The sequence below is a fragment of the Agromyces marinus genome (assembly GCF_021442325.1).
Classification (GTDB): Bacteria; Actinomycetota; Actinomycetes; order Actinomycetales; family Microbacteriaceae; genus Agromyces; species Agromyces marinus.
In genome coordinates this window covers 1748169-1774504 of record NZ_CP087879.1, presented here as the reverse complement: position 1 = coordinate 1774504, position 26336 = coordinate 1748169, and the positions used below count along the sequence as shown (strand labels likewise).

The following is a 26336-nucleotide window of genomic DNA, read 5'->3' as shown; positions in this document are numbered from 1 at the left end:
GCGCCCCGGCATCCGCTCGGGCCCGCCGGTCCCCGGCCCGTCGGCGGGGCTGTTCTAGAATGTCGTGTCGGCGGGCGCACCCGCCGAGGTGAACCGATTCGGGAGCAGCATGTCCGGGCATTCCAAGTGGGCGACGACCAAGCACAAGAAGGCCGTCATCGACGCGCGGCGCGCGAAGTCGTTCGCCAAGCTCATCAAGAACATCGAGGTCGCGGCCAAGCTCGGCGGCGCCGACCTGAACGGCAACCCCACGCTGTACGACGCCGTGCAGAAGGCCAAGAAGACCTCCGTCCCGAACGACAACATCGACCGGGCGATCAAGCGCGGGGCGGGCATCGGCGGCGAGGCCGTCGAGTACCAGAACATCACCTACGAGGCGTACGGCCCGAACGGCGTCGCACTCATGATCGAGGTGCTCACCGACAACAAGAACCGCGCGGCCGCCGAGGTGCGCACCGGTCTCAGCCGCAACGGCGGCACGCTCGCCGACCCGGGTTCGGTCGCCTACAACTTCACGCGCAAGGGCGTCATCGTCGTCACGGGCGACGGCACGACCGAGGACGACGTCATGATGGCCGCCCTCGAGGCCGGAGCCGAAGAGGTCGAACCGCACGCGCAGGGCTTCGAGGTCGTCACCGACGCCTCGGCGCTCGTCGAGGTCCGGAAGGCGCTGCAGGAGGCCGGGCTCGACTACGAGTCCGCCGACATCGAGTTCGTGCCGAACCTCAAGGTCGAGATCGACGCCGACACGGCGAAGAAGGTGTTCCGCCTCATCGACGCGCTGGAGGACAGCGACGACGTGCAGAACGTCTACAGCAACTTCGACCTCACCGCCGAGGTGCAGGCCGAGCTCGAGGCGGACTCGGAGTAGCGGCCGTGCGGGTCCTCGGCATCGACCCCGGGCTGACCCGCTGCGGCGTCGGCGTCGTCGACGTCGCATCCGACCGCTCTGCGAAGCTCGTCGACGTCGTCGTCCTGCGCTCGCCCGCCGACCTCGACACGCCGTCGCGACTGGCTCGCATCGCGGACGGCCTGGAGGCGATCCTCGAGGAACACCGGCCGAACGCGGTCGCGCTCGAGCGGGTGTTCGCGCGCAGCGACGTCTCGACGATCATGGGCACCGCGCAGATCTCGGGTGTGGCGATGCTGATCGCCGCGCGGCGCGCGCTGCCCGTCGCGCTGCACACCCCCAGCGAGGTCAAGGCCGCGATCACGGGTTACGGGCGCGCCGACAAGAAGCAGGTCGGAGCGATGGTCGCCCGCATCCTCGGACTCGAGGTGGTGCCGAAGCCGGCGGATGCCGCGGACGCGCTCGCCCTCGCGATCTGCCACGCCTGGCGGACCGGGGGAGCGGCCGGGGCAGCGATCGCCGACGCGTCGGGCGCGGGTGCGGCCGGTCGCGGCGCGGATGCCGCGGGCATGACGCCCGCGCAGCGTGCATGGCTCGCCGCGGAACGTGCGGCTTCGGTGTCGGGGGCGGCCCGTAGGGTGAGGGAGTGATCTCCTCCCTCCGCGGTCGCGTGCTCAACGCCTCCGGCAGTTCCCTCGTCGTCGAGGTCTCCGGCATCGGCTACCTCGTCAACGCGACGCCGGCGTTCGTGCTCGCGTGCCGCGAGGGCGACGAGGTGCACGTGCACACGAACCTGGTCGTGCGTGAAGACTCGCTGACCCTGTTCGGGTTCGCCTCGCGCGACGAGCTCGAGGTCTTCGCCCTGCTCATCGGGGTGACCGGCGTGGGGCCGAAATCCGCACTCGGCGTGCTCTCCGCGATGTCGCCCACCGATGTCGCGCGTGCGGTCGAGGCCGACGACGACGCCGCCTTCCGGCGTGTGAGCGGCATCGGGCCGAAGACGGCGAAGCTCATCACGGTGTCGCTCGCGGGCAAGGTGGTCGCGCCCGTCGCCAGCGCTCCGGGCGCGGGCGTGGCGACCGGTGGCGTCGCAGACGACGTGCTCGCGGCGTTGACCGGGCTCGGGTGGTCCGAGAGGCTCGCGGGCGAGGCGATCGCGCAGACGCTCGAGGCCTCAGGCGAGGCTGCGTCGTCCAGTGTTCCGGTGCTGCTGCGGCTCACGCTCGCCCGGCTCGGTCCCGCCCAGCAGGGGGCGCGCGTCCGATGAGCGAGCGCGACCTCACCGATCCCGAACTCGCCTCGGAGGCCGAGCTCGCGTTCGAGGGCGCCCTCCGCCCCCGAAGTCTCGACGAGTTCGTCGGTCAGACCCGGGTGCGCGGTCAGCTGCAGCTGCTGCTGGCGGCTGCCGCCATGCAGCAGCGGACCCCGGACCACATCCTCCTCGCAGGCCCGCCCGGCCTCGGCAAGACCACGCTCGCGATGATCGTCGCCCACGAGGGCGGTCGGCCGCTGCGCATGTCGAGCGGCCCGGCGGTCCAGCACGCGGGCGACCTGGCGGCCATCCTCTCGTCGCTGGTCCCGGGCGAGGTGCTGTTCATCGACGAGATCCACCGCATGGCCCGCTCCGCGGAGGAGATGCTGTACCTCGCGATGGAGGACTTCCGGATCGACATCATGGTCGGCAAGGGCGCCGGGGCGACCTCGGTGCCGCTCGACCTCGCCCCGTTCACGCTCGTCGGCGCGACGACGCGCGCCGGGCTGCTGCCGAACCCCCTGCGCGACCGGTTCGGGTTCACCGCCCACCTCGAGTTCTACGACGAGCGCGAGCTCGAGCAGGTGCTCGGGCGCGCCGCGGTGATGCTCGGGCTCGACATCGACCGGCCGGCGATCGCCGAGATCGCGGGTCGCTGCCGCGGCACCCCGCGCATCGCGAACCGCCTGCTGCGACGCGTCCGCGACTACGCACTCGTGCACACCGATCGCGCCGACATCGAGGCGGTCCGAGCGGCGCTCGAGCTCTACGACGTCGACCCGTTGGGGCTCGACCGGCTCGACCGCGCGGTCATGATGACGATCCTCACGAGGTTCGGGGGCGGGCCGGTCGGGCTGAACACCCTGGCCGTTTCGGTCGGTGAAGAGGCCGAGACGATCGAGGCGGTCGTCGAGCCGTTCCTGGTGCGCATCGGGCTGATCACGCGGACGCCCCGCGGGCGGATGGCGACCCAGACCGCATGGCGGCACTTCGGCCTGACCCGCGAGTCCGAGGAGGTCGCGGCGGCGTTGCCGCTGGATGACCTATAATCCTTGGAGGCTCCGGCCACCCCACCCCTGATCTCGTGCGCTGCGCGCACACCGGAAGGTTTCCCATTTCATGGATCCGCTGACTCTCATCATGCTCGCCGTCCTGGCGGTGCTGATCTTCTTCATGTTCCGCAACTCGCGCAAGCGCCAGGCGGAGATGCGGGACCTCCAGTCGAAGGTCGTGCCCGGAGCGAAGGTCATGACGAACTTCGGCCTCTACGGCACCATCCTCTCGATCGACGAAGACGAGAACCAGGTGGAGCTCGAGGCGAACCCGGGCACGGTGCTCAGCCTGCACCGCCAGACGATCGCCCGTGTCGTCGACCCGGTCGTCTCCGACGAGGTCGCAGCCGAGACGACTGAGGGCGAGCCGGAGTTCGGCGAGCGAGTCGACGACGTTCCGAGCGACGAGAAGCCCGACGCCAAGAAGTCGGACGACTAGAAGCCCCCACACGCTCTGCCCGGGCGATGACGCCCGGGCTCCCTGCAGAGAAGGCACAATCCGTGGCTGCACCAACGAAGCGGTCCTCGCGACCGACGCCCGTCCGGAAGGCCGTGCGATCCCTCACCTGGCTCGGCGTGCTCATCGTCGCGCTGTTCGGCATCAACGCCGCAGGCGTGATCTGGGGTGACGGATCCTGGACTCCCAAGCTCGCCCTCGACCTCGAGGGCGGCACGCAGATCATCCTCGCGCCGCAGCTCGCGGAGGGTGAGACGGTCACCCAGGAGCAGCTCACCCAGGCGGTGTCCATCATCCGCCAGCGCGTCGACGCGTCGGGCGTCTCCGAGGCCGAGATCAACACGCAGGGCGGTGAGAACATCGTCGTCGCGATCCCGGGCGAGCTCGACGAGCAGACGCGCAACCGCATCGAGTCGTCGGCGAAGCTCGAACTGCGCCCGGTCCTCCTGGCCGACGCCGCGACGAACCAGGCGATCACGCCGAGCGACGAGCCCGTCGACGGCGAGGCCGACGAGCCCGCTGCGACGCCGACGGTCGAGCCGACGGACGCGAGCGATCCGAACTGGGTGACCCCGGCGCTGCAGGAGGAGTTCGACACCTTCGACTGCTCCACCCTCGACGACACCGAGGCGAACGTCGCGCCGTCCGACGAGCCGCTCGTCACGTGCGACAGCTCCCGGACGATCAAGTACCTGCTCGGGCCGGTCGAGGTCAGCGGCGAGGACATCGTCGACGCGACCAACGGCATGGTCCAGACCCAGACCGGCGGCGTCACCGGCCAGTGGGTCGTGAACATCGTCTTCAACGACCGCGGCACCGAGGCGTTCTCCGAGGTCAGCCAGCGGCTGTTCGCGATGAACGGCCAGACACCGCGCGACCAGTTCGCCTTCGTCCTCGACGGCGCGGTGCTCTCCGCGCCGCAGATGAACGCCGTCATCACCGACGGCCGGCCCCAGATCTCCGGCGGGTTCGACCAGGAGAGCTCGAAGGCGCTCGCGGACCAGCTCAAGTTCGGCGCGCTGCCGATCAGCTTCGAGGTGCAGTCGTCAGAGACGATCTCGGCCACGCTCGGTACCTCGCAGCTGCAGTCCGGCCTCATCGCCGGCCTCATCGGCCTGATCCTCGTGGTCATCTACACGCTGTTCCAATACCGGGCGCTCGGATCGGTGACGATCGCGTCGCTCGTGATCGTGGGCATCGTCACCTACCTGACGATCACGATCCTGTCGTGGCGCGAGGGCTACCGCCTCTCGCTCGCGGGCATCGCCGGTCTGATCGTCGCGATCGGCTTCACCGCGGACTCGTTCATCGTCTACTTCGAACGCGTCCGCGACGAACTGCGCGACGGACGCGCGCTCGTGGGGGCCGTCGAGGCCGGCTGGAAGCGCGCACTGCGCACCATCCTGTCCTCGAAGGGCATGAACCTGCTCGCGGCGGTGGTGCTGTTCATCCTCGCGGTCGGCAGCGTCCGGGGCTTCGCGTTCACGCTCGGTCTCACGACCGTGATCGACGTCATCGTCGTGATCCTCTTCACCCACCCGATGCTGCAGCTGCTCGCGCAGACGCGCTTCTACTCCAGCGGTCACCCCTGGTCGGGCCTCGACCCGCAGGCGCTGGGCGCCGTCTACCGCGGACGTGCGGAGTTCCGCAAGCCCGTCGCGGCGTCCTCGAAGAAGATCGCCTCGAGCTCGCGTGAGGCGCAGAAGCGCCAGACGATCGCGGAACGCAAGGCAGCGCAGGCCGAAGCCACCGTGGGCGCCGGCGAAGGCAAGGAGTCCTGATGGCCAACCGACTGACGACGTTCGGCAACGACCTCTACACGGGCAAGCGCTCGTTCAACTTCGTCGGCGGCCGCCGCAAGTGGTACACGATCGCCGCCGTGCTGATCATCCTGTCGCTGCTGATGCCCTTCGCCCGAGGGTTCAACTTCGGCATCGAGTTCCGCGGCGGGTCGCAGTTCCAGATCTCGGGCGTGGAGAACGCGATCCAGCAGCCGGCCGTCGACGCCGTGGCCGAGGTCGCTCCCGACGCCGTCGCGCGCGTGACCATCGTGGGCGAGGACGGCGTCCGGGTCCAGACCGATCAGCTGGAGCAGGCCGAGTCGCGCGAGCTCACGACCGCCCTGGCCGACGCGTACGGGGTCCCCGAGAGCGAGGTCACCTCGTCCTTCATCGGAGCGACCTGGGGCGCGGATGTCACCAGGCAGGCATTGCTCGGCCTGCTCGTGTTCCTCCTGCTCGCCGCCATCGTGATGGCCCTGTACTTCAGGACCTGGAAGATGTCGCTCGCCGCGATCCTGTCGCTGCTCGGCGACCTCATCGTCACGGCGGGCGTCTATGCCGCCGTCGGGTTCGAGGTGACGCCCGCGGCGATGATCGGCATCCTCACGATCCTCAGCTATTCGCTCTACGACACCGTCGTGGTCTTCGACAAGATCCGCGAGAACACCTCCGAGGAGGGCGAGGAGTCGAGGCGCACCTTCCCGGAGGCGGTCAACCTCGCCGTGAACCAGACGCTCGTGCGTTCGATCAACACGAGCGTGGTGGCTGCGCTCCCGGTCGCTGCGATCCTCTTCATCGGTGCGGGTGTCCTCGGCGCCGACACGTTGCGCGACATCTCGCTCGCGCTGCTCATCGGCATCATCGTGGGAACCTGGTCGACGGTGTTCATCGCCGCGCCGCTCTACTCGCAGCTCCGCGAGGGCGAACCGGCGATCAAGCGGCACGATCAGAAGGTGCTCAAGGAGCGCGAGCGGGCCGGCGGGTCCGCCGCCGAAGCCGTCACGGTCGGCTGATCGGTGCACCTCCAGGTCTCGTCGTCATCGGAGCGCTCCGCGAGCGGTGATAATTGAGGTCTGGAGGTGCGGGGGTCATGACCGATACCGGGATCAACTCGACGGCGTCATTGCGGCGCCTCGTGCCTCGGATCTTCTCCAAGGCGCTGCCCGCCGGCGCCGTCGACGGCGTCATGCGCACCGTGCGCATGCACCACCCGAAGGCCGACCTGACGGTCATCGAACGCGCGTACACGGTCGCCGAACGCGCGCATGAGGGCCAGAAGCGCCGCAGCGGCGAGCCGTACATCACCCACCCGATCGCCGTCGCCCAGATCCTCGCCGACCTCGGCATCGGCTCGAAGGCGGTCGCGGCAGCCCTCCTGCACGACACGGTCGAAGACACCTCGTACACGCTCGACCAGTTGCGCGGCGACTTCGGCGACGAGATCGCGATGCTCGTCGACGGGGTCACCAAGCTCGACAAGGTCAAGTACGGCGACTCGACGCAGGCCGAGACCGTTCGCAAGATGATCGTCGCGATGTCCAAGGACATCCGCGTGCTCATCATCAAGCTCGCCGACCGGCTGCACAACGCCCGGACCTGGGGGTTCGTGCCCGCCGAGTCCGCGGCCCGGAAGGCCACCGAGACGCTCGAGATCTACGCCCCGCTCGCGCACCGACTGGGTATCCAGACCATCAAGTGGGAACTCGAGGACCTCTCGTTCGCGGTGCTGTACCCGAAGCTCTACGCCGAGATCGAGAGCCTCGTCAAGCAGCGCACCCCGCAACGCGAGGAGTACGTGCAGTCGGTGATCGACCTGGTCGCCGACGACCTGAAGGCGAGCAGGATCCGCGGCAAGGTCGTCGGCCGGCCGAAGCAGTTCTACTCGATCTACCAGAAGATGATCGTGCGCGGGCGCGACTTCGACGACATCCACGATCTCGTCGGCATCCGCGTCCTCGTCAACTCGGTGCGCGACTGCTACGCCGTGCTCGGTTCGATCCACGCGAGGTGGACGCCGGTGCCCGGGCGGTTCAAGGACTACATCGCGACCCCGAAGTTCAACCTCTACCAGTCGTTGCACACGACCGTGATCGGCCCGAAGGGCCGCCCGGTCGAGATCCAGATCCGCACCCATGACATGCACCAACGTGCCGAGTACGGTGTCGCAGCACACTGGAAGTACAAGGAGCGCGTGGCCTCCGGCCGGGCGGATCCCACCGGCGGCCGCAGCGACGCCGACATGGCGTGGCTCGCGCACATCTCTGACTGGCAGGCCGAGACCACCGACCCCGGCGAGTTCCTCGATTCGCTCCGGTTCGAGATCGGAGCCAAGGAGGTCTACGTCTTCACCCCGAAGGGCCGGGTGATCGGGCTTCCCGCCGGAGCGACTCCCGTCGACTTCGCGTACGCGGTGCACACCGAGGTGGGGCACCGCACCATGGGCTCGAAGGTCAACGGTCGGCTCGTCCCGCTCGAGACGGAGCTCACCAGCGGAGACGTCGTCGAGGTCTTCACGTCGAAGAACCCGGATTCCGGCCCCAGCCAGGACTGGCTGAACTTCGTCAAGAGTCCGCGAGCGCGCAGCAAGATCCGGCAGTGGTTCACCAAGGAACGACGCGACGAGGCCATCGAGCACGGCCGGGACGCGATCGCGCGGGCGATGCGCAAGCAGAACCTGCCGCTGCAGAAGCTCATGAGCCAGGAGTCGTTCGCCGAGGTGGCGGCGCAGCTGCGGTACGAGGACGTCTCCGCGCTGTACGCCGCGGTCGGCGAAGGCCACGTCTCGACGCAGTCGGTCATCGAGAAGGTCGTCGCCCTCGTCCGCGACGACGACGACGATGACGAGCCCGACCTTCCGGCGATCCCGGTCCGGTCGCGCCCGCTGCCGCGGACGAGCGATTCAGGCGTCCTCGTGCGCGGCGCACCCGACATCCTCGTGAAGATCGCCCGCTGCTGCACCCCCGTTCCGGGCGACGACATCATCGGGTTCGTGACGCGAGGCTCCGGCGTCTCGGTGCACCAGGCGTCGTGTCACAACGTGCAGTCGCTGCTGCGTGAGCCCGACCGCATGATCGACGTGGAGTGGGCGCCGAGCTCGAAGAGCGTGTTCCTCGTCCAGATCCAGATCGAGGCACTCGACCGCTCCGGGCTGCTCTCGGACGTGACCCGGGTGCTCAGCGAGCACCACGTGAACATCCTCTCCGCCAATGTCTCGACCTCGACCGATCGGCTCGCGATCAGCCGGTTCGTCTTCGAGATGGGGGACACCACCCACCTGGATCGGGTGCTCAACGCCGTTCGTCGCATCGACGCCGTCTACGACGTCTACCGCGTCAGCGACGGCTGAGCCCGGCAGCCGCGTCGAGGCGTTCGAGCGCCGCGCCCTTGTGCGGCATCCGGTGCGCGCCCTCGATTCGGGAGCGTGCGCGGTGCCCGGCAGCCGGGTCGAGCTCGATCAGTGCCGCCACGATCGCGATGGCGTCGGAGCCCGAAATCGGGTCGCGGACGAGGTCGTGGATGGTCCGCTCGACGGTCGTGCAGCGGATCGGCCCGACGATGACGACCTCGTCGGGCTCGATCGCGACCTCGCGAAGGTGGACGGACTGCCGGAGGGCACGCACCGACACGCGTTCGCTGTGGGGGACGCAACACTCCGAGACCACGGGCGGGGAGGGCAGCGCACCGTGCACCCAGGCGGCGCTGCGGCGCTCGAGGATCGCCGTGGCCGGGACGTTCGTCGCGACGGCTGCCGCGCGGAGCGAGGGCAGGTCGGGTTCGTCCACGGGGCACCACGCCTCGCCCAGTCGCATCACCTCGCCGTCGATGCGCGCTGCGCAGAGTTCGGCGAGGGGCAGGTCATCGGTGTCGAGGACGGAACGCAGTCGGGTCACGTGCCCATGCTGCGGCATCCGCTCGCGTGCGCGCGCCGGCACCCGCAGACCTGTGGATGGATCCGGCCGACCGCTCTCGACGAGGGGGAGTCGGCCGGAGCTCGAATCCGTGCGCTCCGGCGGCGTCAGCCGCCGACGGCCTTGAGCCAGGCACGCCGTGCCTCGAGGGCTTCGCGCGCAGTCGCTGCGGCCTTCGCATCGCCCGAGGCCTCGGCATCGGCCAGTTCGGACTCGAGCTTCGCGATCGCATCCTGGAGCTGGCCGAGCATGCCCTCGGACCGGGCCTTCTTCTCGGGGTCGTCCCGTTCCCACCGCTCGTCTTCGAGGGCCCGCACGTGGTTCTCGACCTTGCGCAGCCGGTCCTCGACCGTGCGCACCTGGTCGCGGGGGACCCGGCCGATCTCATCCCACCGTCGCTGGATGCCGTTGAGGGCGCCGCGAGCGGTGCGCGAGTCCTTCTCCTTCAGGAGCACGTCGGCCTCGTCGAGCAACGCGAGCTTCTGCTCGAGGTTCGCGCGGTACTCCTCGTCGTCCTTCGCGTCGATCTCGGCCTTGGCCTGGAACAGCACGTCGCCCGCGGCCTTGAACTTCGCCCACAGCGCGTCGTCGAGCTTCTTGCCGGCGCGGCCGGCCTGCTTCCACTCGTCGAGGAGCGCCCGGTACTCGTGCACGCCGTCGCCGCCGCGGGGCGCCAGCGCCTCGGCGCGCTCGATGAGGCGCTGCTTGCGCTGACGCACGTCGCGGTGCTGCGCGTCGAGGTCGGCGAAGAACGCCTTGCGGTGCTGTTCGATCGTGGAACGGGCGGCGCGGAACCGCTTCCAGAGTTCGTTCGCCTCGCCCTTCGGCAGGCGGGGGCCCTCCTGCTGGTGCTTCTGCCACGCAGCGAACAGGGCGTCGAGCGCGGCTGAGGTCTGCTTCCACTGCGTCTTCGCCGGGTCCTGGGCCGCCAGGGCCTCGGCCTCTTCGACGATGCGCGTGCGCTCGGCGATGGCGCCCGCGAGCGCCTCCTTCGCCTCGGCCTGCTGCTGGGCGGTCAGCTCCTGCGTCGTGCCCGACAGCGCCTCGAGGCGGCGGGAGAGCGACTCGAGGTCGCCGACGGCATGGGCATCGGCAACCGTCGCCTGCAGCGTGGAGACCGCCTTCGCGACATCCGCTGCGGGAGCGCCTCGCCGAACTCGCTGCTCGAGCAGGCCGACCGCACCGGCGAGGTCGGCGTACTTGCGCTCGAAGTAGGCCAGGGCCTCTTCAGGCGTCGCGTCGGGGTACTGCCCGACTTCGCGCTCGCCCTCGCTGGTCCGCACGAAGACGGTGCCCGTCTCGTCGACGCGGCCCCACGGTTGCTGTGCTGAATCGGTCACGGAATCACCCTGTCATCGATCGGCTGCCGCAGGCGCGGCGGTTGGACGGCATCAAGCCTATTGCACCCGCGTGTCGCCGACGCGTGCGCCGGATCCGGGGCGCACGGCCTCACTCGACGATGAACTCCGTGATGCTCACGGGGCGCACGGGAGCGCCGTCGGGGGCGCCGTCGGCGGCGCCCTGGTCGGTGATCGTCGAGCGCAGGTCCTCCAGGCCGGAGGTGACCCGACCGATGACGGTGTAGCCCCCGGCGGCATCCGACGGGATGGTCGAGTCCTCGTAGACGATGAAGAACTGGCTGCCCTGGCTCTCGGGGGCACCGAGCTGCCGGGCCATGGCGATGGTGCCCGCCGGGTAGACGTCGTCGGCCGGCGCGTTCTCGATCGGGCCGTACGAGTATCCGGGCCCGCCGCTGCCGTCCCCGTTCGGATCGCCGCACTGCAGGACGAAGATCCCCTCGGTGGTCAGGCGGTGGCATGCGACGCCGTCGTAGAAGCCCTCCTGCGCGAGCGTGACCGTGCTGGCCACGGCCTGCGGTGCGGCCTGCCCGTCGAGCTCGAGCGAGAGCACCGTGTCGTTCAGCGTCAGGGCGCCGACCCAGGCGCGGTCCTCCGCAAGCTCGGGTGAGGGTGCCTCTGCCTCCGGGGTCGGCGTCGGGGTCGCGGTCGGGACGGGCTCGGGAGTGCCCGGCCCGCCGTCGAAGTAGACGAGCTGGGCGCCGGTGGCGAGCGCGAGGACGACGACGAGCACGACGCCGGCGACGATGTTGTCGCGAGTGCGGCGGCGCTCGGCGCGGCGGTGCACTTCCTGTCGGGCCTGGTAGGTGCGCAGGCGCGAGCGCTCCTCGCGCGCCTGACGGTCGTTCGATGCCACGCTGCTCCTTCGGGGGATCCTGCTGGGAGAGCCTACGCAACCCGGGACCGCCCGAGCCAATCCTGCCCGACTGCCGGCGGCGGGCGTGTCGGCCGGCCCGATTACGCTGGTCGTCATGGTGGACACGGCTGCGGGACTGCGCGCCGGCGCGACCCCGCTTGCGGTCCGGATGCGTCCGCGGAGCCTCGACGAGGTCGCGGGGCAGCGGCACCTCCTCGGGCCGGGGTCGCCGCTGGTCGCACTCGCCGCCGATCGCACGGGTGAGTCGGGTGCGGTCTCGGTCATCCTGTGGGGGCCGCCGGGCACGGGCAAGACGACGCTCGCCCAGGCGATCGCCCGATCCTCCGGCCGCAGGTTCGTCGAGCTCTCGGCCGTGACCGCCGGCGTTCGCGACGTCCGCCAGGTCATGGAGGCGGCGCGGGCCGATCGCGACCTCTACGGCGTCTCGACGGTCCTCTTCCTCGACGAGATCCACCGCTTCACGAAGGCCCAACAGGATGCGCTGCTCCCGGGCGTCGAGAACGGCTGGGTGATCCTCGTGGCCGCGACGACCGAGAACCCGTCGTTCTCGGTCATCTCGCCGCTGCTGTCGCGCTCGCTCCTGCTGACGCTCGAGACGCTCGACGACGACGACCTCGCGATGCTCGTCGACCGCGCGGTCGACGACCCGCGCGGCCTCGGCGGCCGCGTCGAGCTGGCCCCCGAGGCCCGGGCTGCCATCGTGCGCCTCGCCTCGGGCGACGCCAGGCGGGCGCTCACGGCGCTCGAAGCGGCGTCGACCTCCGCGCTGAGCGAGGCGGCAGATGCCGGTGGGGCGGATGCCGCGCCCGCGCCGGTCGTCACGCCGGAGGTCGTCGCCCGCGCGGTCGACCGGGCGCTCCTGCGATACGACCGCGACGGCGACGAGCACTACGACGTGATCTCGGCGTTCATCAAGTCGGTCCGCGGCAGCGACGTCGATGCGGCGCTGCACTACCTCGCACGCATGATCGAGGCGGGGGAGGATCCGCGGTTCATCGCCCGGCGGATCATCGTCCTCGCCTCGGAGGACATCGGGATGGCGGACCCGACCGCGCTCGGCGTCGCCGTCGCGGCCGCGGATGCGGTGCAGTTCATCGGCATGCCCGAGGGCCGGATCCCGCTCGCGCAGGCGGTCGTGCACCTGGCGACGGCGCCGAAGTCGAACGCCGCCTACCTCGGCATCGACGCGGCGCTGGCGGATGTCCGTGCCGGGCGGGCGGGGCGCGTGCCGAAGCACCTGCGCGATGCCCACTATCCCGGCGCGAAGCGACTCGGCCACGGCAAGGGGTACGTCTATCCCCACGACGATCCGATCGGCGTCGTGGGCCAGCAGTACCTGCCGGATCCGCTGCGCGGCGCCGTCTACTACACGCCCACCGAGCACGGCAACGAACGCGACGTCGGCTCGCGGCTCGCGAAGCTCCGCAGGATCGTGCGCGGCGAACGGGGCTGACCGCGCCACATGCTAGGATTGTCGCTGGCCTGAAGCTGGATTCTCGCGTGCGGCTGCGCGGTCTCCACGGCGAAGGGATGCGACCTGTAGCCGGTCGCCCCGTGGCGAACCCCTCTGAACATCGTCTTTCCGGCGCTGCACGCGCCCGGAACCACACCGTTTGAGAATCCTCCGAAAGGACATCGTGACCAACCAGTCTCGAAGCAAGACCCGCCTCTCCCGCGCGCTCGGCGTCGCCCTCACCCCGAAGGCCGCCAAGTACATGGAGAAGCGTCCGTACGCTCCCGGCGAGCACGGCCGCACCAAGCGCAAGCAGGACTCCGACTACGCGGTCCGTCTCCGCGAGAAGCAGCGCCTGCGCGCGCAGTACGGCATCCGCGAGAAGCAGCTGCGCATCGCGTTCAACGAGGCCCGCCGCACCGACGGCCTGACCGGTGAGAACCTGGTCGAGCTGCTCGAGATGCGCCTCGACGCGCTCGTGCTCCGCGCCGGCTTCGCCCGCACCATCTCGCAGGCCCGCCAGTTCGTCGTGCACCGCCACATCACCGTCGACGGCAAGCTCGTCGACCGTCCGTCGTTCCGCGTGAAGGCCGGCCAGGTCATCGGCGTCAAGCAGCGCTCCGAGGGCACCGAGCCCTTCCAGGTCGCTGCGGCCGGCGGCCACGTCGACGTGCTCCCCAAGACCCCGGGCTACCTCGAGGTCGAGCTCGACAAGCTCCACGCCACGCTCGTGCGTCGTCCGAAGCGCGCCGAGGTGCCCGTCACCTGTGACGTGCAGCTCGTCGTCGAGTACTACGCGGCTCGCTAGCAGCACGGGCTCTCCCGAACGGGGTCGCGGTTCGCCGCGGCCCCGTTCGTCGTCTCGTCGCGGCATCCGTCTCACGCCCTAGACTGAGTGGACGCGTGCGCACCGCACCGCGCGAGCACGACCCATCGAGGAGTGAGACGTGAAGAGCATCCTGTGGTTCACCGTCGGCGTCGCAGCCGGGTTCGCGGTCGCGCACCAGGTCAACCGCACGACGCAGGGCCGCGAGTTCTTCGCCGGCGTCGATGCCAAGGCGCGAGCCTTCGGCCGTGCCGTGGCCGACGGCTACCACGCCCGAGAGGCCGAACTGCGCGCCTCCGAAGACCGGTAACCGTCCAGAACGCGATGTCCGCCGCCTCGGCGGCGCTCCACCATTCCCGAGAACCAGAACGGAACCATGCAGACTGCCGAGATCCGCCAGCGTTGGCTCGACTACTTCGCCGCTCGCGGCCACACGGTCGTGCCGTCGGCCTCGCTCGTGTCCGACGACCCGTCGCTGCTGTTCACGGTCGCGGGCATGGTGCCGTTCGTTCCGTACCTGACCGGCGTGGTCCCCGCTCCGTACTCGCGCGCGACGAGCGTGCAGAAGTGCATCCGGACCAACGACATCGAAGAGGTCGGCAAGACCCCTCGCCACGGCACGTTCTTCCAGATGAACGGCAACTTCTCCTTCGGCGACTACTTCAAGGACGGTGCGATCGCGTTCGCGTGGGAGCTCCTGACGACGCCCGAGGCCGAGGGCGGCTACGGATTCGATCCCGACGACCTCTGGGTCACCGTCTACGAGGACGACGACGAGGCACGCGAGATCTGGCGCCGCGTCGCGGGCCTGCCCGACGAGCGCATCCAGGGGCTCGGCAAGGACACGAATTTCTGGCACACCGGCCAGCCCGGTCCGGCCGGTCCGTGCTCCGAGATCTTCTTCGACCGGGGTCCCGAGTACGGGATCGACGGCGGTCCCGCGACCGATGACGACCGCTACGTCGAGATCTGGAACCTCGTGTTCATGCAGTACCTCATCGCCGATGTGAGGTCGAAGGTCGACTTCACGATCGTGAAGGAACTGCCGAAGAAGAACATCGACACCGGCATGGGCCTCGAGCGGGTGGCGTTCCTCAAGCAGGGCGTCGACAACATGTACGAGATCGACCAGGTGCGGCCGGTGCTCGACGCCGCAGCGCGGCTGTCCGGGCGACGCTACGGCGCCGACCACGAGGACGACGTGCGGATGCGCGTCATCGCCGACCACATCCGATCCTCGCTCATGCTCATGAGCGACGGCGTGACCCCGTCGAACGAGGGCCGCGGCTACATCCTCCGACGCCTGCTCCGACGCTCCATCCGGGCGATGCGCCTGCTGGGCGTCGAGGGCCCCACGTTCCGCGAGCTGTTCGCCGCGTCGCGCGACGCGATGAAGGCCGCGTACCCCGAGGTCGAGGCCGGATACGCCCAGATCGAGCAGCTCGCGCTCGGCGAGGAGGCGACCTTCCTGCGCACGCTCGAGGCGGGCACCGGCATCCTCGACAGCGCGGTCGCGAAGACCAGGGCCGACGGCTCCGACCGTCTCGCGGGCGACACGGCGTTCCTGCTCCACGACACCTACGGGTTCCCGATCGAACTCACGCTCGAGATGGCCGACGAGGCCGGGCTCGCGGTCGACCGGAAGGCCTTCGACGCCCTCATGGCCGACCAGCGGTCGCGGGCGAAGGCCGACGCGAAGTCGAAGAAGAAGGTCCTCGCCGACCTGTCGGTGTACTCCGAGTTCCGAGCGCACGGCGAGACCGTCTTCACCGGCTACACCGACCTCCTGACCGACTCGCGCGTGCTCGGCATCCTCGTCGACGGCCGGCCCGCCGCGTCGGCCATCGCGGGCCGGACCGCCGAGGTGATCCTCGCCGAGACGTCGCTGTACGCCGAGTCCGGCGGGCAGGCTCCGGACCGGGGGCGCATCGTCGGCGACGGCTTCGAACTCGAGGTCCTCGACGTGCAGAAGCCGGTCAAGGGCCTGATCAGCCACACGGTCAAGGTCACCAGCGGCGAGGTCGGGGTCGGCATGCCCGCGACGAGCATCGTCGACGAGGACTACCGGCGCGGGGCGACCCAGGCCCACTCGGGAACCCACCTCGTGCACGCCGCGCTCCGCCAGGTGCTCGGCCCGCAGGCGCACCAGTCCGGTTCGTTCAACAAGGCCGGGTACCTGCGTCTCGACTACGGCTGGAACCAGCCCCTCTCGCCCGAGACCCGGAGCGAGATCGAGGACGTGGCGAACGGTGCCGTGCGCGAGAACCTCGAGGTCGTCACCCGCGAGATGCCGATCGACGAGGCCAAGGCGCTCGGCGCGATGGCGTTGTTCGGCGAGAAGTACGGCGACGTCGTGCGCGTCGTCGACATCGGCGGCCCCTGGTCGCGCGAGCTGTGCGCGGGCACCCACGTCGCACGCAGCGCCGAGGTGGGGATGATCAACATCGTCGGCGAGTCCTCGGTGGGTGCGTCGAACCGGCGCGTGGAGTCGCTCGTCGGGCAGGATGCGTTCCGCCGGTTCGCCGCGGAGCGCGCCCTCGTGCAGGAACTCACCGGCACGCTCAAGACGCGACCCGAACTGCTCGTCGATCGGATCGGCGACCTCGTGTCGAGCCTCAAGGCGGCCGAGAAGAAGATCGCGGCCTACGAGGCGAAGGCGCTGAACGACCGGGTGCCCGACCTGGCCGGCAGGGCCGAGCGCGTCGGCGACCTGCTCGTGGTCGCAGAGGCGACCGGCGTGCTCGGATCCGGCGACGAACTCCGTTCGCTCGCGAGCGCGATCAGGGCACGGCTCGGCGACGCGGCATCCGTCGTCGCGCTCGTCGGCGAGGTCGGCGGCAAGCCGCTCGCGATCGCGGCGACCTCGCCGGCGGCCAGGGAAGCGGGCGCGAACGCGGGCACGATCGCCAAGGCGATGGCTTCGGCACTCGGCGGCGGAGGCGGCGGCAAGCCCGACCTCGCGCAGGGCGGCGGGACCGACCTGTCGGCGATCCCGGCCGCCCTGCAGGCGGCCCGCGCCGCAACGGGAGCCTGATCGTGCGGCCCGGTGCGCGACTGGGCATCGACGTGGGCCGCGCCCGGATCGGCGTCGCGCGATGCGACCCGTCGGCGATCCTCGCCGTGCCCGTCGAGACCGTGCGGCGCAGCGTCGACGGCGAGGATGCCGACATCCGTCGTCTGCTCGAGCTCGCCGCCGAGTACGAGGCGACCGAACTGGTCGTCGGGCATCCGCTGTCGTTGTCGGGGACCGCGACGGCCTCGACGGCCGATGCGGTGGAGTTCGCCGGACGAATCGCCGGCCACGGCGTCGCGGTGCGCCTCGTCGACGAACGGCTTTCGACGGTGAGTGCGCAACATGCCCTGCGGGCGGCCGGGAAGTCGGCCCGCAAGCAGCGGCCCGTGATCGATCAGGCCGCAGCCGTTATCATTCTGCAACACGCCATCGATGCCGAACGGGCATCGGGCATCGCCCCCGGACGCACGATACCCACCGAGGAAGGCCCCCGACCCTCGTGACCCAACCTCCCCCCGACCGGCAGCGCGGCCACGGTCAGCCCCCCGCATCCGAGCAGCACTGGGACGACCTGCTCAGCGGGAGCGCGCCTCCCGGCGCCCCCGTGCCGCCGCCCCGGCCGTCGACCGACACCGGCCTCCCGGAGGCGCAGCGCGCCCCGCGCACCCGACGCGAGCTCAGGGAACTCGAGCAGCGCCGGGCCGCGGAGGAGCGGGCCGGGCGCGCGGGGGAGCATCCGCCCCGCCCGGTGGACGAGCCCGACCACGCCCACCCGCGTCATCACCCGGCCGGCTCGACGACCCGGCCGACTCCGCCGCATGCCGATGCGGCCGACCGGCCGCACGGCCAGCACGCCGCTGCAGGATCGCCGTACGATGCAGCGGATGCCGCCGGCCGCCGGCCTGCACCGGAGTCCGCCCCGCTCCCGGCCCGCACCGGGATCGTCGCTGCCACCGATCCGCTCGCCGCAGACCCCTTCGCGGGGTTGGAGTCCGACGACGCGCGGCCGTCGCGCGCCGACCGTCGGGCGACGTCCTCGTGGGAACTCGAGGAGCGCGAGCGCGAGCCCGGCCGGCGTCGACGCGGCGCCTGGGGGTGCCTCATCGCCCTGCTCGTGCTCGGCGGCCTGATCGCCGGCGCCGCGTTCTTCCTGCAGGGACCGATCACCTCGCTCGTCGAGCGCTTCCAGCCCCCGGAGGACTACTCGGGTTCGGGCACCGGCGAGGTCGTCTTCATGATCGAGGACGGCGACGGGGGCGAGACCATCGCCGCCAACCTCGAGGAACAGGACGTGGTCGCCTCGGCCGAGGCCTTCATCGACGAGGTCACCGGTCGCTCGCCCCAACCGACGTTCTACCCCGGCGCCTACCGGATGGCCAACCAGATGAGCTCGGAGGCCGCGCTCGACGCCCTGCTCGACCCCGAGAACAAGCTCGAGAACACGTTCGTGATCCAGGAGGGACTGTGGGCGCGGGACGCGCTCGCGGCCGCGTCGACGGCCACCGGCATCCCGCTCGAGGAGCTGCAGGCGGCGGCTGCCGACCCGCAGGCGCTCGGCCTCCCCGAGCAGGCGACCACCGTCGAGGGATTCCTCTTCCCGGCGACCTACACCTTCGGCCCCGACGTCACCGCGCAGGAGGTGGTCCAGACCCTCGTCGACCGCTCGTTCCAGGCGCTCGACGCGGCCGGCGTCGCCCCCGAGAACCGCTGGGAGACGGTCGTCGTCGCCTCGCTCATCGAGCGGGAGGCGGGTTCCGAGGCCGACGCGTACAAGGTCTCGCGCGTCATCCGCAATCGACTCGACCCCGAGCAGTTCCCGTCGCAGCTGCTCCAGTTCGACTCGACCGTGCACTACGGCACCGGCGACGACACCGTCGTGACCACGACGGATGCCGAACGAGCGGATGCCGGCAACCGCTACAACACCTACGTGCACCCGGGCCTGCCCCCGGGGCCGATCGGCAACCCCGGCGATGTGACCATCGCCGCGGCGATGAACCCCGCGGACGGGCCCTGGCTGTACTTCGTGACCGTGAACCTCGAGACCGGTGAGACCGTGTTCTCCGCGACGCTCGAGGAACACGAGGCCGCGGTGGAGCAGTTCCTGCGGTACCTCGACGAGAACGGATGACGATGCCCGGCGCCGAGCCGAACGCGACCGCCGAGCGGCGAGCGGGAGGGCCTCCCGTGCGGCTGGCCGTGCTCGGATCGCCCATCGCGCACTCCAAGAGCCCGGCCCTGCACCGCGCCGCGTACGCGCGGCTCGGACTCGACTGGCGCTACGACGCGATCGAGGTCGCGTCGGGCGAGCTCGGCGGGTTCCTCGACCGGGTGCGGGTCGACCCGGATGCCGCGTGGCGCGGACTCTCGCTCACGATGCCGTTGAAGCAGGAGGTGCTCGGCCGACTCGATCACGTCGACCGGCTGGCCGCCCTCACGGGCGCCGCGAACACCGTGCGATTGACCGCGGACGGCGCCCTGCACGGGTTCAACACCGACGTCGAGGGCATCGTGCGCGCGCTCGGCGAGGAGGGGATCGACCGGATCCATCGCGGAGTTCTCGTCGGCGGCGGTGCCACGGCGGGGTCTGCGATCGTCGCGATGGCCGAGCTCGGCGCGGCGGAGGTCGACGTGCACGTCCGCGAGCCCGCTCGGGCTGCAGCGGTCGCCGATCTCGGGTCGCGCATCGGACTCGTCGTGCGGGTGCGCACGATCGCGGAACTCGCGGACGCGGCATCCGCCCCGCTCGTGATCAGCACGGTGCCCGGCGGAGCCGACCTCGGAGTCGCGCCGTCGGCGGCCCTCGTGCGCGACGCGCTGCTCTTCGACGTCGCCTACGATCCGTGGCCGACGGCGCTCGGCGCCGGATGGTCGGCCGCGGGCGGGCGGGCCGTGCACGGCCTCGGCATGCTGTTGCACCAGGCGCTGCTGCAGGTGCGGATCTTCGTCGCGGGCGATCCCTTCGCGCCGCTGCCCGACGAGGGGGGCGTGCTCGGCGTCATGCGCCGAAGCGTCTGAGCGCGCTGTGGGAGGATGGTGGTCATGCTCCGATGGCTCACCGCCGGGGAATCGCACGGTCCCGAACTCGTCGCGATCCTCGAAGGCCTCCCCGCAGGCATCCCCGTCTCGCTCGACGACCTCCGTGCCGATCTGGCGCGCCGGAAGCTCGGCTACGGCCGCGGCGCCCGCATGAAGTTCGAACAGGACGAACTGGCCGTCTCCGGGGGCGTGCGCCACGGGCTCACCCTCGGCGGCCCCGTCGCACTGCGCATCGGGAACACCGAATGGCCGAAGTGGCAGCAGGTGATGAGCGTCGAGCCCGTCGAGGGCGAGGATCTCGGCCGCGGGCGGGGCGCGCCGCTCACGCGGCCCCGCCCCGGGCACGCCGACCTGGTCGGCATGCAGAAGTACGGCTTCGACGAGGCGCGGCCCGTGCTCGAGCGCGCGAGCGCGCGCGAGACGGCGGCCCGCGTCGCGCTCGGCGCGGTCGCCCGGTCGTTCCTCGCCGAACTCGGCATCCGGCTCGTCTCGCACACGGTCGCGATCGGTCCCGTCAGGGTTCCCGAGGGGGCCGAACTCCCGCTGCCGTCGGATGTCGACCGGCTCGACGCCGACCCGTTGCGCTGCTTCGACGCCGACACGAGCGCCCGCATGGTGGCCGAGGTCGATGCGACGCACAAGGAGGGCGACACGGTCGGCGGCATCGTCGAGGTGCTCGCCTACGGCCTGCCGCCGGGGCTCGGATCGCACGTGCACTGGGACCGCCGACTCGACGCGCAGCTGGCCGCGGCGCTCATGGGCATCCAGGCCATCAAGGGCGTCGAGGTCGGCGACGGGTTCGAGACGACCCGCCGCCGCGGCTCGGCCGCCCACGACGAACTGCACCTCGCCGACGGGCGCATCGTGCGTGCGAGCGACCGCGCGGGCGGCACCGAGGGCGGCATGTCGACGGGAACGGTGCTCCGGGTCCGCGCGGGCATGAAGCCGATCGCGACCGTGCCGCACGCGCTGCCGACGATCGACGTCGCGACGGGCGAGCCCGCGCCGGCGCACCACCAGCGTTCCGACGTGTGCGCGGTGCCCGCCGCGGGCGTCGTCGCCGAGGCCATGGTCGCGCTCGTGCTCGCCAACGCCGTGCTCGAGAAGTTCGGCGGCGACTCGGTCGCCGAGACGCGCCGCAACCTCGAGGCGTACCTGGCGGCGATCCCCGACGCGCTCGCGAGCGAGGTCGCCGACGGCCGCGCCCGTGTCTGACCTCCCGGCTGGGGCCGACGGCCCGGCCCGGCCCGTGCCGCTGCCGATCGTGCTCGTCGGCCCGATGGGCGCGGGCAAGTCGCGCGTGGGGGCCCGGCTGGCGGCATCCCTCGGGGTGCCGTTCATCGACACCGACCAGCGGATCGCGCGACGCCATGGGCCCATCGACGAGATCTTCGAGCGCGAGGGCGAGGCGTACTTCCGCGTCGCCGAGCGCGAGGTCGTCGCGGAGGCGCTCCGCGAGGAGGCCGTGATCTCACTGGGCGGCGGCGCGATCCTCGACGCCGCCACGCGCGCCGACCTCGGCCGGCTCGCGGTGGTCCGACTCGACGTCACGCCCGAGGCGGTCGCACCGCGGCTCGTGGGCGGGTCGCGGCCGTTGCTCGCGGCCGGCGGGCTCGAGCGCTGGACCCGCATCCGCGACGAACGTCGCCCCCTGTACGACGAGGTCGCCGACCTCACCATCGACACCTCGCGTCGCTCGGTCGCGCGGATCGTCGCCCAGATCACCGAGTGGGCTGGAGGACGCGCATGAGCGAGCACGAGGCGACCGTGATCCGGGTCGGCGACGAGGACGGGTACGACGTGCGCATCGGGCGCGGCGTCGTGGACGGGCTCGCCGACGCGATCGGTTCGGCGGCGCGGAAGGTGCTCGTGGTGCACCCGCCGACGATGGGTGCGCGTGCGGCCGAGCTGCGCGAGTCGCTCGCGGATCGCTTCGAGGTGCTCCTCGCGGAGGTGCCCGACGCCGAACAGGCCAAGCGGGTCGAGGTCGCCGCGTTCTGCTGGCAGATCCTCGGCCAGGCCGATTTCACGCGCACCGACGTCGTGGTCGGGTTCGGCGGCGGCGCGATCACCGACCTGGCGGGGTTCGTCGCGGCGACCTGGTTGCGGGGCGTGCGCCTGGTCACCATCCCGACGACGGTGCTCGGGATGGTCGACGCCGCGATCGGCGGCAAGACGGGCATCAACACCAACGAGGGCAAGAACCTCGTCGGCGTCTTCCACGCGCCCGCCGAAGTGCTGTGCGACCTCGACCTCCTGGCGACCCTGCCGAAGAACGAGATCCTCGCCGGGTTCGCCGAGATCGTGAAGGCCGGGTTCATCCGCTACCCCGAGATCCTCGACGTCATCGAGGCCGATCCGGATGCCGCGACCGACCCGTCCGCGCCCGAGTTCCGGCGTGTGGTCGAACTCGCGATCCGGATGAAGGCCGAGGTCGTGAGCAAGGACTTCCGCGAGGCCGGGCTGCGCGAGATCCTGAACTACGGGCACACGCTCGGGCACGCGGTCGAGCACGCCGAGCGCTACCAGTGGCGGCACGGCGCGGCCGTCGCGGTCGGCATGGCCTTCGCGGCCGAACTCGGACGGCTCTCCGGCCGGCTCTCCGACGAGGTCGCCGACCGGCACAAGCGCGTCCTCGACCTGCTCAGCCTGCCGACGTCGTACCCGGCCGGTCGCTGGAACACGCTGCTCGCGACCATGCAGCGCGACAAGAAGTCGCGAGCCGGGCAGCTGAGGTTCATCGTGCTCGACGATCTCGCCAAGCCGACCGTCATGCTCGCCCCGGACCAGTCGCTGCTGTTCGCCGCGTACCAGGAGATCGCGTCCTGATCGTTAGGCTTCGGTCATGACCACGATCCTCGTCCTGAACGGACCGAACCTGGGCCGACTCGGCACCCGCGAGCCGGAGGTCTACGGCTCGGAGACGCTCCCCGACATCGGCGCGAGCCTCGCGGCATCCGTTCCGGACGGCGTCGAGGTCGACCTGCGGCAGACCGATGACGAGGCCGAGCTGATCGGGTGGATCCACGAGGCCGTCGACCGGCGGATGCCGGTGGTGCTGAATCCGGCGGCGTTCACGCACTACAGCTACGCGCTGCGCGACGCGGCCGCGCAGTTGAAGACCGCGGGCGTGCCGCTCGTCGAGGTCCACCTGTCGAACCCGCACACGCGGGAGGCCTTCCGGCACACCAGCGTCATCTCGGGTGTCGCGACGGGGGTCATCGCGGGATTCGGGTCCGACTCGTACCGGCTCGCGATCGACTGGCTCCTGCGATCGCACGGCTGAGTCGACTACACTCGATCAGTCGCACGCTGCTCGGGCGTGCCCGCCGACTTCCCCGAATCGAACGGAAAGCACTTCCATGGCATCCACCGCTGACATCAAGAACGGCGTCGTCCTGAACATCGACGGCCAGCTCTGGAGCGTCGTCGAGTTCCAGCACGTCAAGCCCGGCAAGGGCGGAGCCTTCGTGCGCACGAAGCTGAAGAACGTCGTCTCGGGCAAGGTCGTCGACAAGACCTACAACGCCGGGACGAAGATCGACATCGAGAACGTCGACCGCCGCGACTTCACCTACCTGTACAGCGACGGCGACGGCTTCGTGTTCATGGACACCACCGACTACGACCAGATCACGGTCCAGGCTGCGGTCGTCGGCGACGCCAAGCACTTCATGCTCGAGAACCAGTCGGTCACGATCGCGCTGAACAACGGCAACCCCCTCTACGTCGACCTGCCCGCCTCGGTCGTGCTCGAGATCACGTACACCGAGCCGGGCCTCCAGGGCGACCGCTCCACGGGTGGCACGAAGGCCGCGACCGTCGAGACCGGGTACGAGATCCAGGTGCCGCTCTTCCTCGAGACGGGTACCAAGGTCAAGGTCGACACGCGCTCGGGCGAGTACCTGGGCCGCGTGAACGACTAGTGAGCGCCCGTACGAAGGCGCGCAAGCGCGCCCTCGACCTGCTCTACGCGGCCGACATGCGGCAGGTCCCCGTCGAGCGTCTGCTCGCGGCCGAGGCCGAGCGGGCGGTCAACGAGCCCGAGCGCCAGGCCTCGTGGTTGTACGCCCGCGAGATCGTCGACGGCATCGTCGATCACCTCGAGGAGATCGACGAGCTCATCACGACGCACTCGCGGGGATGGACGATCGAGCGGATGCCCGCGGTCGACCGTGCACTGCTGCGCATCGGCGTCTGGGAGATCGTCTACAACGACGAGGTGCCCGACCCGGTCGCGATCTCGGAGGCCGTGGAGGCCGCGACCGTACTCTCGACGGATGATTCGGCCGGATTCGTGAACGGTCTGCTCGCGGCCGTCTCGCACGCGCGGGGCTGACCTCCGGGCCGGTCCGCCCGCGGACGGGGTTCAGGCCGTGCGGGCACCGCCCCGCCGGGCGACGAGGTCGAGGGTGTGCGCGACGACTTCGCGCGGGCCGTCGTGCCCGCGCAGGCTCCGGCCGATCTCCGCCGCCCGCTCCGCGTAGGACGGGTCGGCGTCGAGTCGCCGCCACGCCTCCAGGATCGCCCGCGGCTTCGGTGTTCCCGTCCGGAGGTCGATGCCCGCACCGGCCCAGTCGATGCGCGCGGCGATCTCCGGTTTGTCGAGGTCGCCGCCCGCAACGATGAGCGGGACGCCGTGGGTGAGCGCGGCGAGCACGCCGCCCCACCCGCCGTTGGTGATCATCGCCCCGACCCGGGGGAGGAGCTCCCGGTAGTCGAGCAGGCCTGCGACGTAGGCGTTCGGGGGGACGGGGAACGGCAGTTCCGGTGCGTCGGCTCGACCGGTCGCCGCGACGATCGAGACGGGCTGTCGACCGAGCGCGGCGAGCGCCGGTCGGAGCAGGTCGTCGGGGTCGACGTTCAGGGTGCCCTGCGTGACGTGCACGATCGGGCGATCCGCGGGCAGGTCGGGCCACCAGACGGGCGGGTGGCCGGGGCGGATCCCGCCCGACGGCGTGAGCGCTCCCACGAATTCGAGGGGCATGGGCCAGCTGGTCCGCGGGTACTCCAGTTCCGGCACGCCGGACGCGCAGACGAGGTCGGGGGAGTAGAAGGCGTTCTCGAACGGCGTCCCGACCCCGAGACCGGATGCCGCGCGCTGCGCGTCGTACGTCTGCTGCATGCTCCGTGTGGCGATGCCGAGGACGGCGTGCAGCGTGCGATCCCGCGCGCGGCCGAGCGGTCCGCGCGCGGGACGCAGGCCGAGTGACGGCGGTGGCAGTTCGGGGGTGCGGATCGCGAGCGGCACGATGCTCACGGTGACCCACGGCGTGCCGGTCCGCTCGGCGGCCAGGTGCGCGCCGAGGCTCAGGCCGTCGGCCACGATGACGTCCCATGGCCGTTCGCGGTGGGCGGCGACGAGGTCGTCGCCCTGCGCGGCGCCCGTGCCGATGAAGAGCTCCCGGACGTTGGCGAGCATCTGCCGCGGCCCCTTGCGGCCGCGCAGTTCGGGGAAGGTCGCGGCGAGGTCGTTCTCGTCGAAGTCGGGTGCGCGGGTCCACGGGACGACGTCGGCGCCGAGCGCGGCGAACCGGTCCGCGTGCGCGCTCCCGGTGTAGACGCGCACCGAGTGCCCGTCGTCGCGGAACGCCGCGGCGACGGCGGCGAGCGGTGCGACGTGCCCGACGAAGGGCATCACGGCGATCATCACATCGGCCATGCGGCATTCCAGCACGGAGCGCGGTCGGGCCGCCAGCGCCGGACGACGGAAAGGCCGGACGCGTCCCCCGGACGGGGGTGACGCTCGGGTGTGCACCGAGTCGGGGCCGGTGCGCACCCGCGCGAGGAAGCGGGGAGAACCCTCCGTGGGTTCCCGCGCACGCCCTGATCCGGCCGCGCTGCGGCGGGCGTTCACTCGGGACGGTGCCGCACCCCGCGGCATCCGCACCGAAATCTCACCGCTCTGGAAGGAGCACCCGACATGTCCACGATCTCCGCGCACGGCCTCCCGCACGCCGGACCCCGACCTGCGGCGAGCCGCCGCATCGCGCTCGCCGATCGATTCGCGAGCGCCGAGGCGGCGCTCAAGGCCCTGCTCGAGCGCTGGAGCATCCCCGCGCTGCGCATCGCGCTGGGCGCGGTCTTCGTCGTGTTCGGCGTGCTGAAGTTCTTCCCCGGGGCGAGCCCGCTCGAACCGCTCGTGCAGGCCACGTGGGGTGCGCTGACGTTCGGACTCGTCGGCGGCCAGTTCGCGATGATCCTGACGGCGGTGATCGAGACCGTCGCCGGCCTGGCGCTCATCTCCGGCGTCTTCGCCCGGCTCGGGCTCGTGATGCTCGCCGTCGCCTTCGTCGGCATCCTCTCGCCCGTGGTGTTCTTCCCCGGGGAACTGCTCGCCGACGCGGGGCCGACGCTGCTCGGACAGTACGTCGCGAAGAACGTCGTGCTCATCGCCGCGGCGCTCGTCGTGGCATCGAAGGTGCTGCGCGGCTCGCGCGCAGCGCGCTGATCGCCGCGCGCACAGGGGC

Annotated in this window: 26 protein-coding genes; 22 read left to right on the top strand and 4 right to left on the bottom strand. The window is 71.1% G+C overall.

Going from position 1 to position 26336, the window contains the following annotated elements:
* Window positions 1–109: 109 nt before the first annotated feature.
* The 8 genes from DSM26151_RS08285 to DSM26151_RS08250 all read left to right on the top strand — a co-directional run bounded on the left by DSM26151_RS08285 (window position 110) and on the right by DSM26151_RS08250 (window position 8738).
* A complete protein-coding gene (locus DSM26151_RS08285; protein WP_234659110.1) occupies window positions 110–871 on the top strand; it encodes a YebC/PmpR family DNA-binding transcriptional regulator in 762 nt (253 codons plus the stop codon).
* Between the two features lie 5 nt (window positions 872–876).
* A complete protein-coding gene (gene ruvC, locus DSM26151_RS08280) occupies window positions 877–1500 on the top strand; it encodes a crossover junction endodeoxyribonuclease RuvC (protein ID WP_234659109.1) in 624 nt (207 codons plus the stop codon).
* On the top strand, window positions 1497–2117 hold the full coding sequence (gene ruvA, locus DSM26151_RS08275) for a Holliday junction branch migration protein RuvA (protein WP_234659108.1): 621 nt from the start codon (window positions 1497–1499) through the stop codon (window positions 2115–2117). Before ruvC ends, ruvA begins: the two co-directional genes overlap by 4 nt.
* Entirely contained in the window at window positions 2114–3151 is a 1038-nt protein-coding gene (gene ruvB, locus DSM26151_RS08270; protein ID WP_234659107.1) for a Holliday junction branch migration DNA helicase RuvB, read from the top strand. The genes ruvA and ruvB overlap by 4 nt, the downstream gene beginning before the upstream one ends.
* 70 nt (window positions 3152–3221) lie before the next feature.
* Window positions 3222–3593: a preprotein translocase subunit YajC gene (yajC, locus tag DSM26151_RS08265; RefSeq protein WP_234659106.1), complete on the top strand. Its 372-nt coding sequence runs from the start codon at window positions 3222–3224 to the stop codon at window positions 3591–3593.
* Window positions 3594–3655: 62 nt separating this feature from the next.
* Window positions 3656–5392, top strand: a complete 1737-nt coding sequence (secD, locus tag DSM26151_RS08260) for a protein translocase subunit SecD (RefSeq protein ID WP_234659105.1) — start codon at window positions 3656–3658, stop codon at window positions 5390–5392.
* Window positions 5392–6405, top strand: a complete 1014-nt coding sequence (gene secF / locus DSM26151_RS08255) for a protein translocase subunit SecF (RefSeq protein WP_234659104.1) — start codon at window positions 5392–5394, stop codon at window positions 6403–6405. The genes secD and secF overlap by 1 nt, the downstream gene beginning before the upstream one ends.
* A gap of 77 nt (window positions 6406–6482) precedes the next feature.
* Complete coding sequence (locus DSM26151_RS08250) at window positions 6483–8738, top strand: RelA/SpoT family protein (protein WP_234659103.1); 2256 nt, start codon at window positions 6483–6485, stop codon at window positions 8736–8738.
* On the opposite strand, the gene DSM26151_RS08245 is transcribed toward DSM26151_RS08250, so the two are convergent.
* The 3 genes from DSM26151_RS08245 to DSM26151_RS08235 form a co-directional block, all read right to left on the bottom strand.
* Complete coding sequence (locus DSM26151_RS08245; RefSeq protein WP_234659102.1) at window positions 8725–9282, bottom strand: hypothetical protein; 558 nt, start codon at window positions 9280–9282, stop codon at window positions 8725–8727. The genes DSM26151_RS08250 and DSM26151_RS08245 overlap by 14 nt on opposite strands.
* Window positions 9283–9407: 125 nt before the next feature.
* Window positions 9408–10640, bottom strand: coding sequence for a DUF349 domain-containing protein (locus tag DSM26151_RS08240; RefSeq protein ID WP_234659101.1), 1233 nt, complete (start codon window positions 10638–10640; stop codon window positions 9408–9410).
* Between the two features lie 109 nt (window positions 10641–10749).
* Window positions 10750–11514 (bottom strand): peptidylprolyl isomerase, encoded by a 765-nt coding sequence (locus DSM26151_RS08235; RefSeq protein WP_234659100.1) that lies wholly within the window; start codon window positions 11512–11514, stop codon window positions 10750–10752.
* Between the two features lie 115 nt (window positions 11515–11629).
* On the opposite strand from DSM26151_RS08235, the gene DSM26151_RS08230 reads away from it, so the two are divergent.
* The 13 genes from DSM26151_RS08230 to nusB all read left to right on the top strand — a co-directional run bounded on the left by DSM26151_RS08230 (window position 11630) and on the right by nusB (window position 24205).
* Window positions 11630–12988, top strand: a complete 1359-nt coding sequence (locus tag DSM26151_RS08230) for a replication-associated recombination protein A (protein ID WP_234659099.1) — start codon at window positions 11630–11632, stop codon at window positions 12986–12988.
* 184 nt (window positions 12989–13172) lie between these two features.
* Complete coding sequence (gene rpsD, locus DSM26151_RS08225) at window positions 13173–13796, top strand: 30S ribosomal protein S4 (protein ID WP_234659098.1); 624 nt, start codon at window positions 13173–13175, stop codon at window positions 13794–13796.
* Window positions 13797–13935: 139 nt separating this feature from the next.
* Window positions 13936–14124 (top strand): hypothetical protein, encoded by a 189-nt coding sequence (locus DSM26151_RS08220; protein WP_234659097.1) that lies wholly within the window; start codon window positions 13936–13938, stop codon window positions 14122–14124.
* Between the two features lie 66 nt (window positions 14125–14190).
* Entirely contained in the window at window positions 14191–16848 is a 2658-nt protein-coding gene (alaS, locus tag DSM26151_RS08215) for an alanine--tRNA ligase (protein WP_234659096.1), read from the top strand.
* A gap of 2 nt (window positions 16849–16850) precedes the next feature.
* The gene (gene ruvX / locus DSM26151_RS08210) at window positions 16851–17330 is read left to right on the top strand and encodes a Holliday junction resolvase RuvX (protein WP_234659095.1); all 480 of its coding nucleotides are present in this window, start codon (window positions 16851–16853) and stop codon (window positions 17328–17330) included.
* Window positions 17327–18958, top strand: a complete 1632-nt coding sequence (gene mltG, locus DSM26151_RS08205; protein ID WP_234659094.1) for an endolytic transglycosylase MltG — start codon at window positions 17327–17329, stop codon at window positions 18956–18958. Before ruvX ends, mltG begins: the two co-directional genes overlap by 4 nt.
* Window positions 18955–19845 carry a shikimate dehydrogenase gene (locus DSM26151_RS08200; RefSeq protein WP_234659093.1) on the top strand — a complete coding sequence of 297 codons (891 nt, stop codon included), beginning with the start codon at window positions 18955–18957 and terminating at the stop codon, window positions 19843–19845. Before mltG ends, DSM26151_RS08200 begins: the two co-directional genes overlap by 4 nt.
* Window positions 19846–19869: 24 nt before the next feature.
* The gene (gene aroC, locus DSM26151_RS08195) at window positions 19870–21081 is read left to right on the top strand and encodes a chorismate synthase (protein ID WP_234659092.1); all 1212 of its coding nucleotides are present in this window, start codon (window positions 19870–19872) and stop codon (window positions 21079–21081) included.
* The gene (locus tag DSM26151_RS08190) at window positions 21074–21616 is read left to right on the top strand and encodes a shikimate kinase (RefSeq protein WP_234659091.1); all 543 of its coding nucleotides are present in this window, start codon (window positions 21074–21076) and stop codon (window positions 21614–21616) included. The genes aroC and DSM26151_RS08190 overlap by 8 nt, the downstream gene beginning before the upstream one ends.
* The gene (gene aroB / locus DSM26151_RS08185) at window positions 21613–22695 is read left to right on the top strand and encodes a 3-dehydroquinate synthase (RefSeq protein WP_234659090.1); all 1083 of its coding nucleotides are present in this window, start codon (window positions 21613–21615) and stop codon (window positions 22693–22695) included. The genes DSM26151_RS08190 and aroB overlap by 4 nt, the downstream gene beginning before the upstream one ends.
* 16 nt (window positions 22696–22711) lie before the next feature.
* A complete protein-coding gene (locus DSM26151_RS08180) occupies window positions 22712–23152 on the top strand; it encodes a type II 3-dehydroquinate dehydratase (RefSeq protein ID WP_234659089.1) in 441 nt (146 codons plus the stop codon).
* A 76-nt stretch (window positions 23153–23228) separates the two neighbouring features.
* Window positions 23229–23792: an elongation factor P gene (gene efp / locus DSM26151_RS08175; protein WP_234659088.1), complete on the top strand. Its 564-nt coding sequence runs from the start codon at window positions 23229–23231 to the stop codon at window positions 23790–23792.
* Window positions 23792–24205 (top strand): transcription antitermination factor NusB, encoded by a 414-nt coding sequence (gene nusB, locus DSM26151_RS08170; protein ID WP_234659087.1) that lies wholly within the window; start codon window positions 23792–23794, stop codon window positions 24203–24205. The genes efp and nusB overlap by 1 nt, the downstream gene beginning before the upstream one ends.
* A gap of 30 nt (window positions 24206–24235) precedes the next feature.
* Here nusB and DSM26151_RS08165 read toward each other — a convergent pair whose 3' ends face one another.
* Complete coding sequence (locus tag DSM26151_RS08165; RefSeq protein ID WP_234659086.1) at window positions 24236–25528, bottom strand: glycosyltransferase; 1293 nt, start codon at window positions 25526–25528, stop codon at window positions 24236–24238.
* Between the two features lie 261 nt (window positions 25529–25789).
* Here DSM26151_RS08165 and DSM26151_RS08160 point away from each other — a divergent pair, with 261 nt between their 5' ends.
* The gene (locus DSM26151_RS08160; RefSeq protein WP_234659085.1) at window positions 25790–26317 is read left to right on the top strand and encodes a DoxX family protein; all 528 of its coding nucleotides are present in this window, start codon (window positions 25790–25792) and stop codon (window positions 26315–26317) included.
* Window positions 26318–26336: the final 19 nt, after the last annotated feature.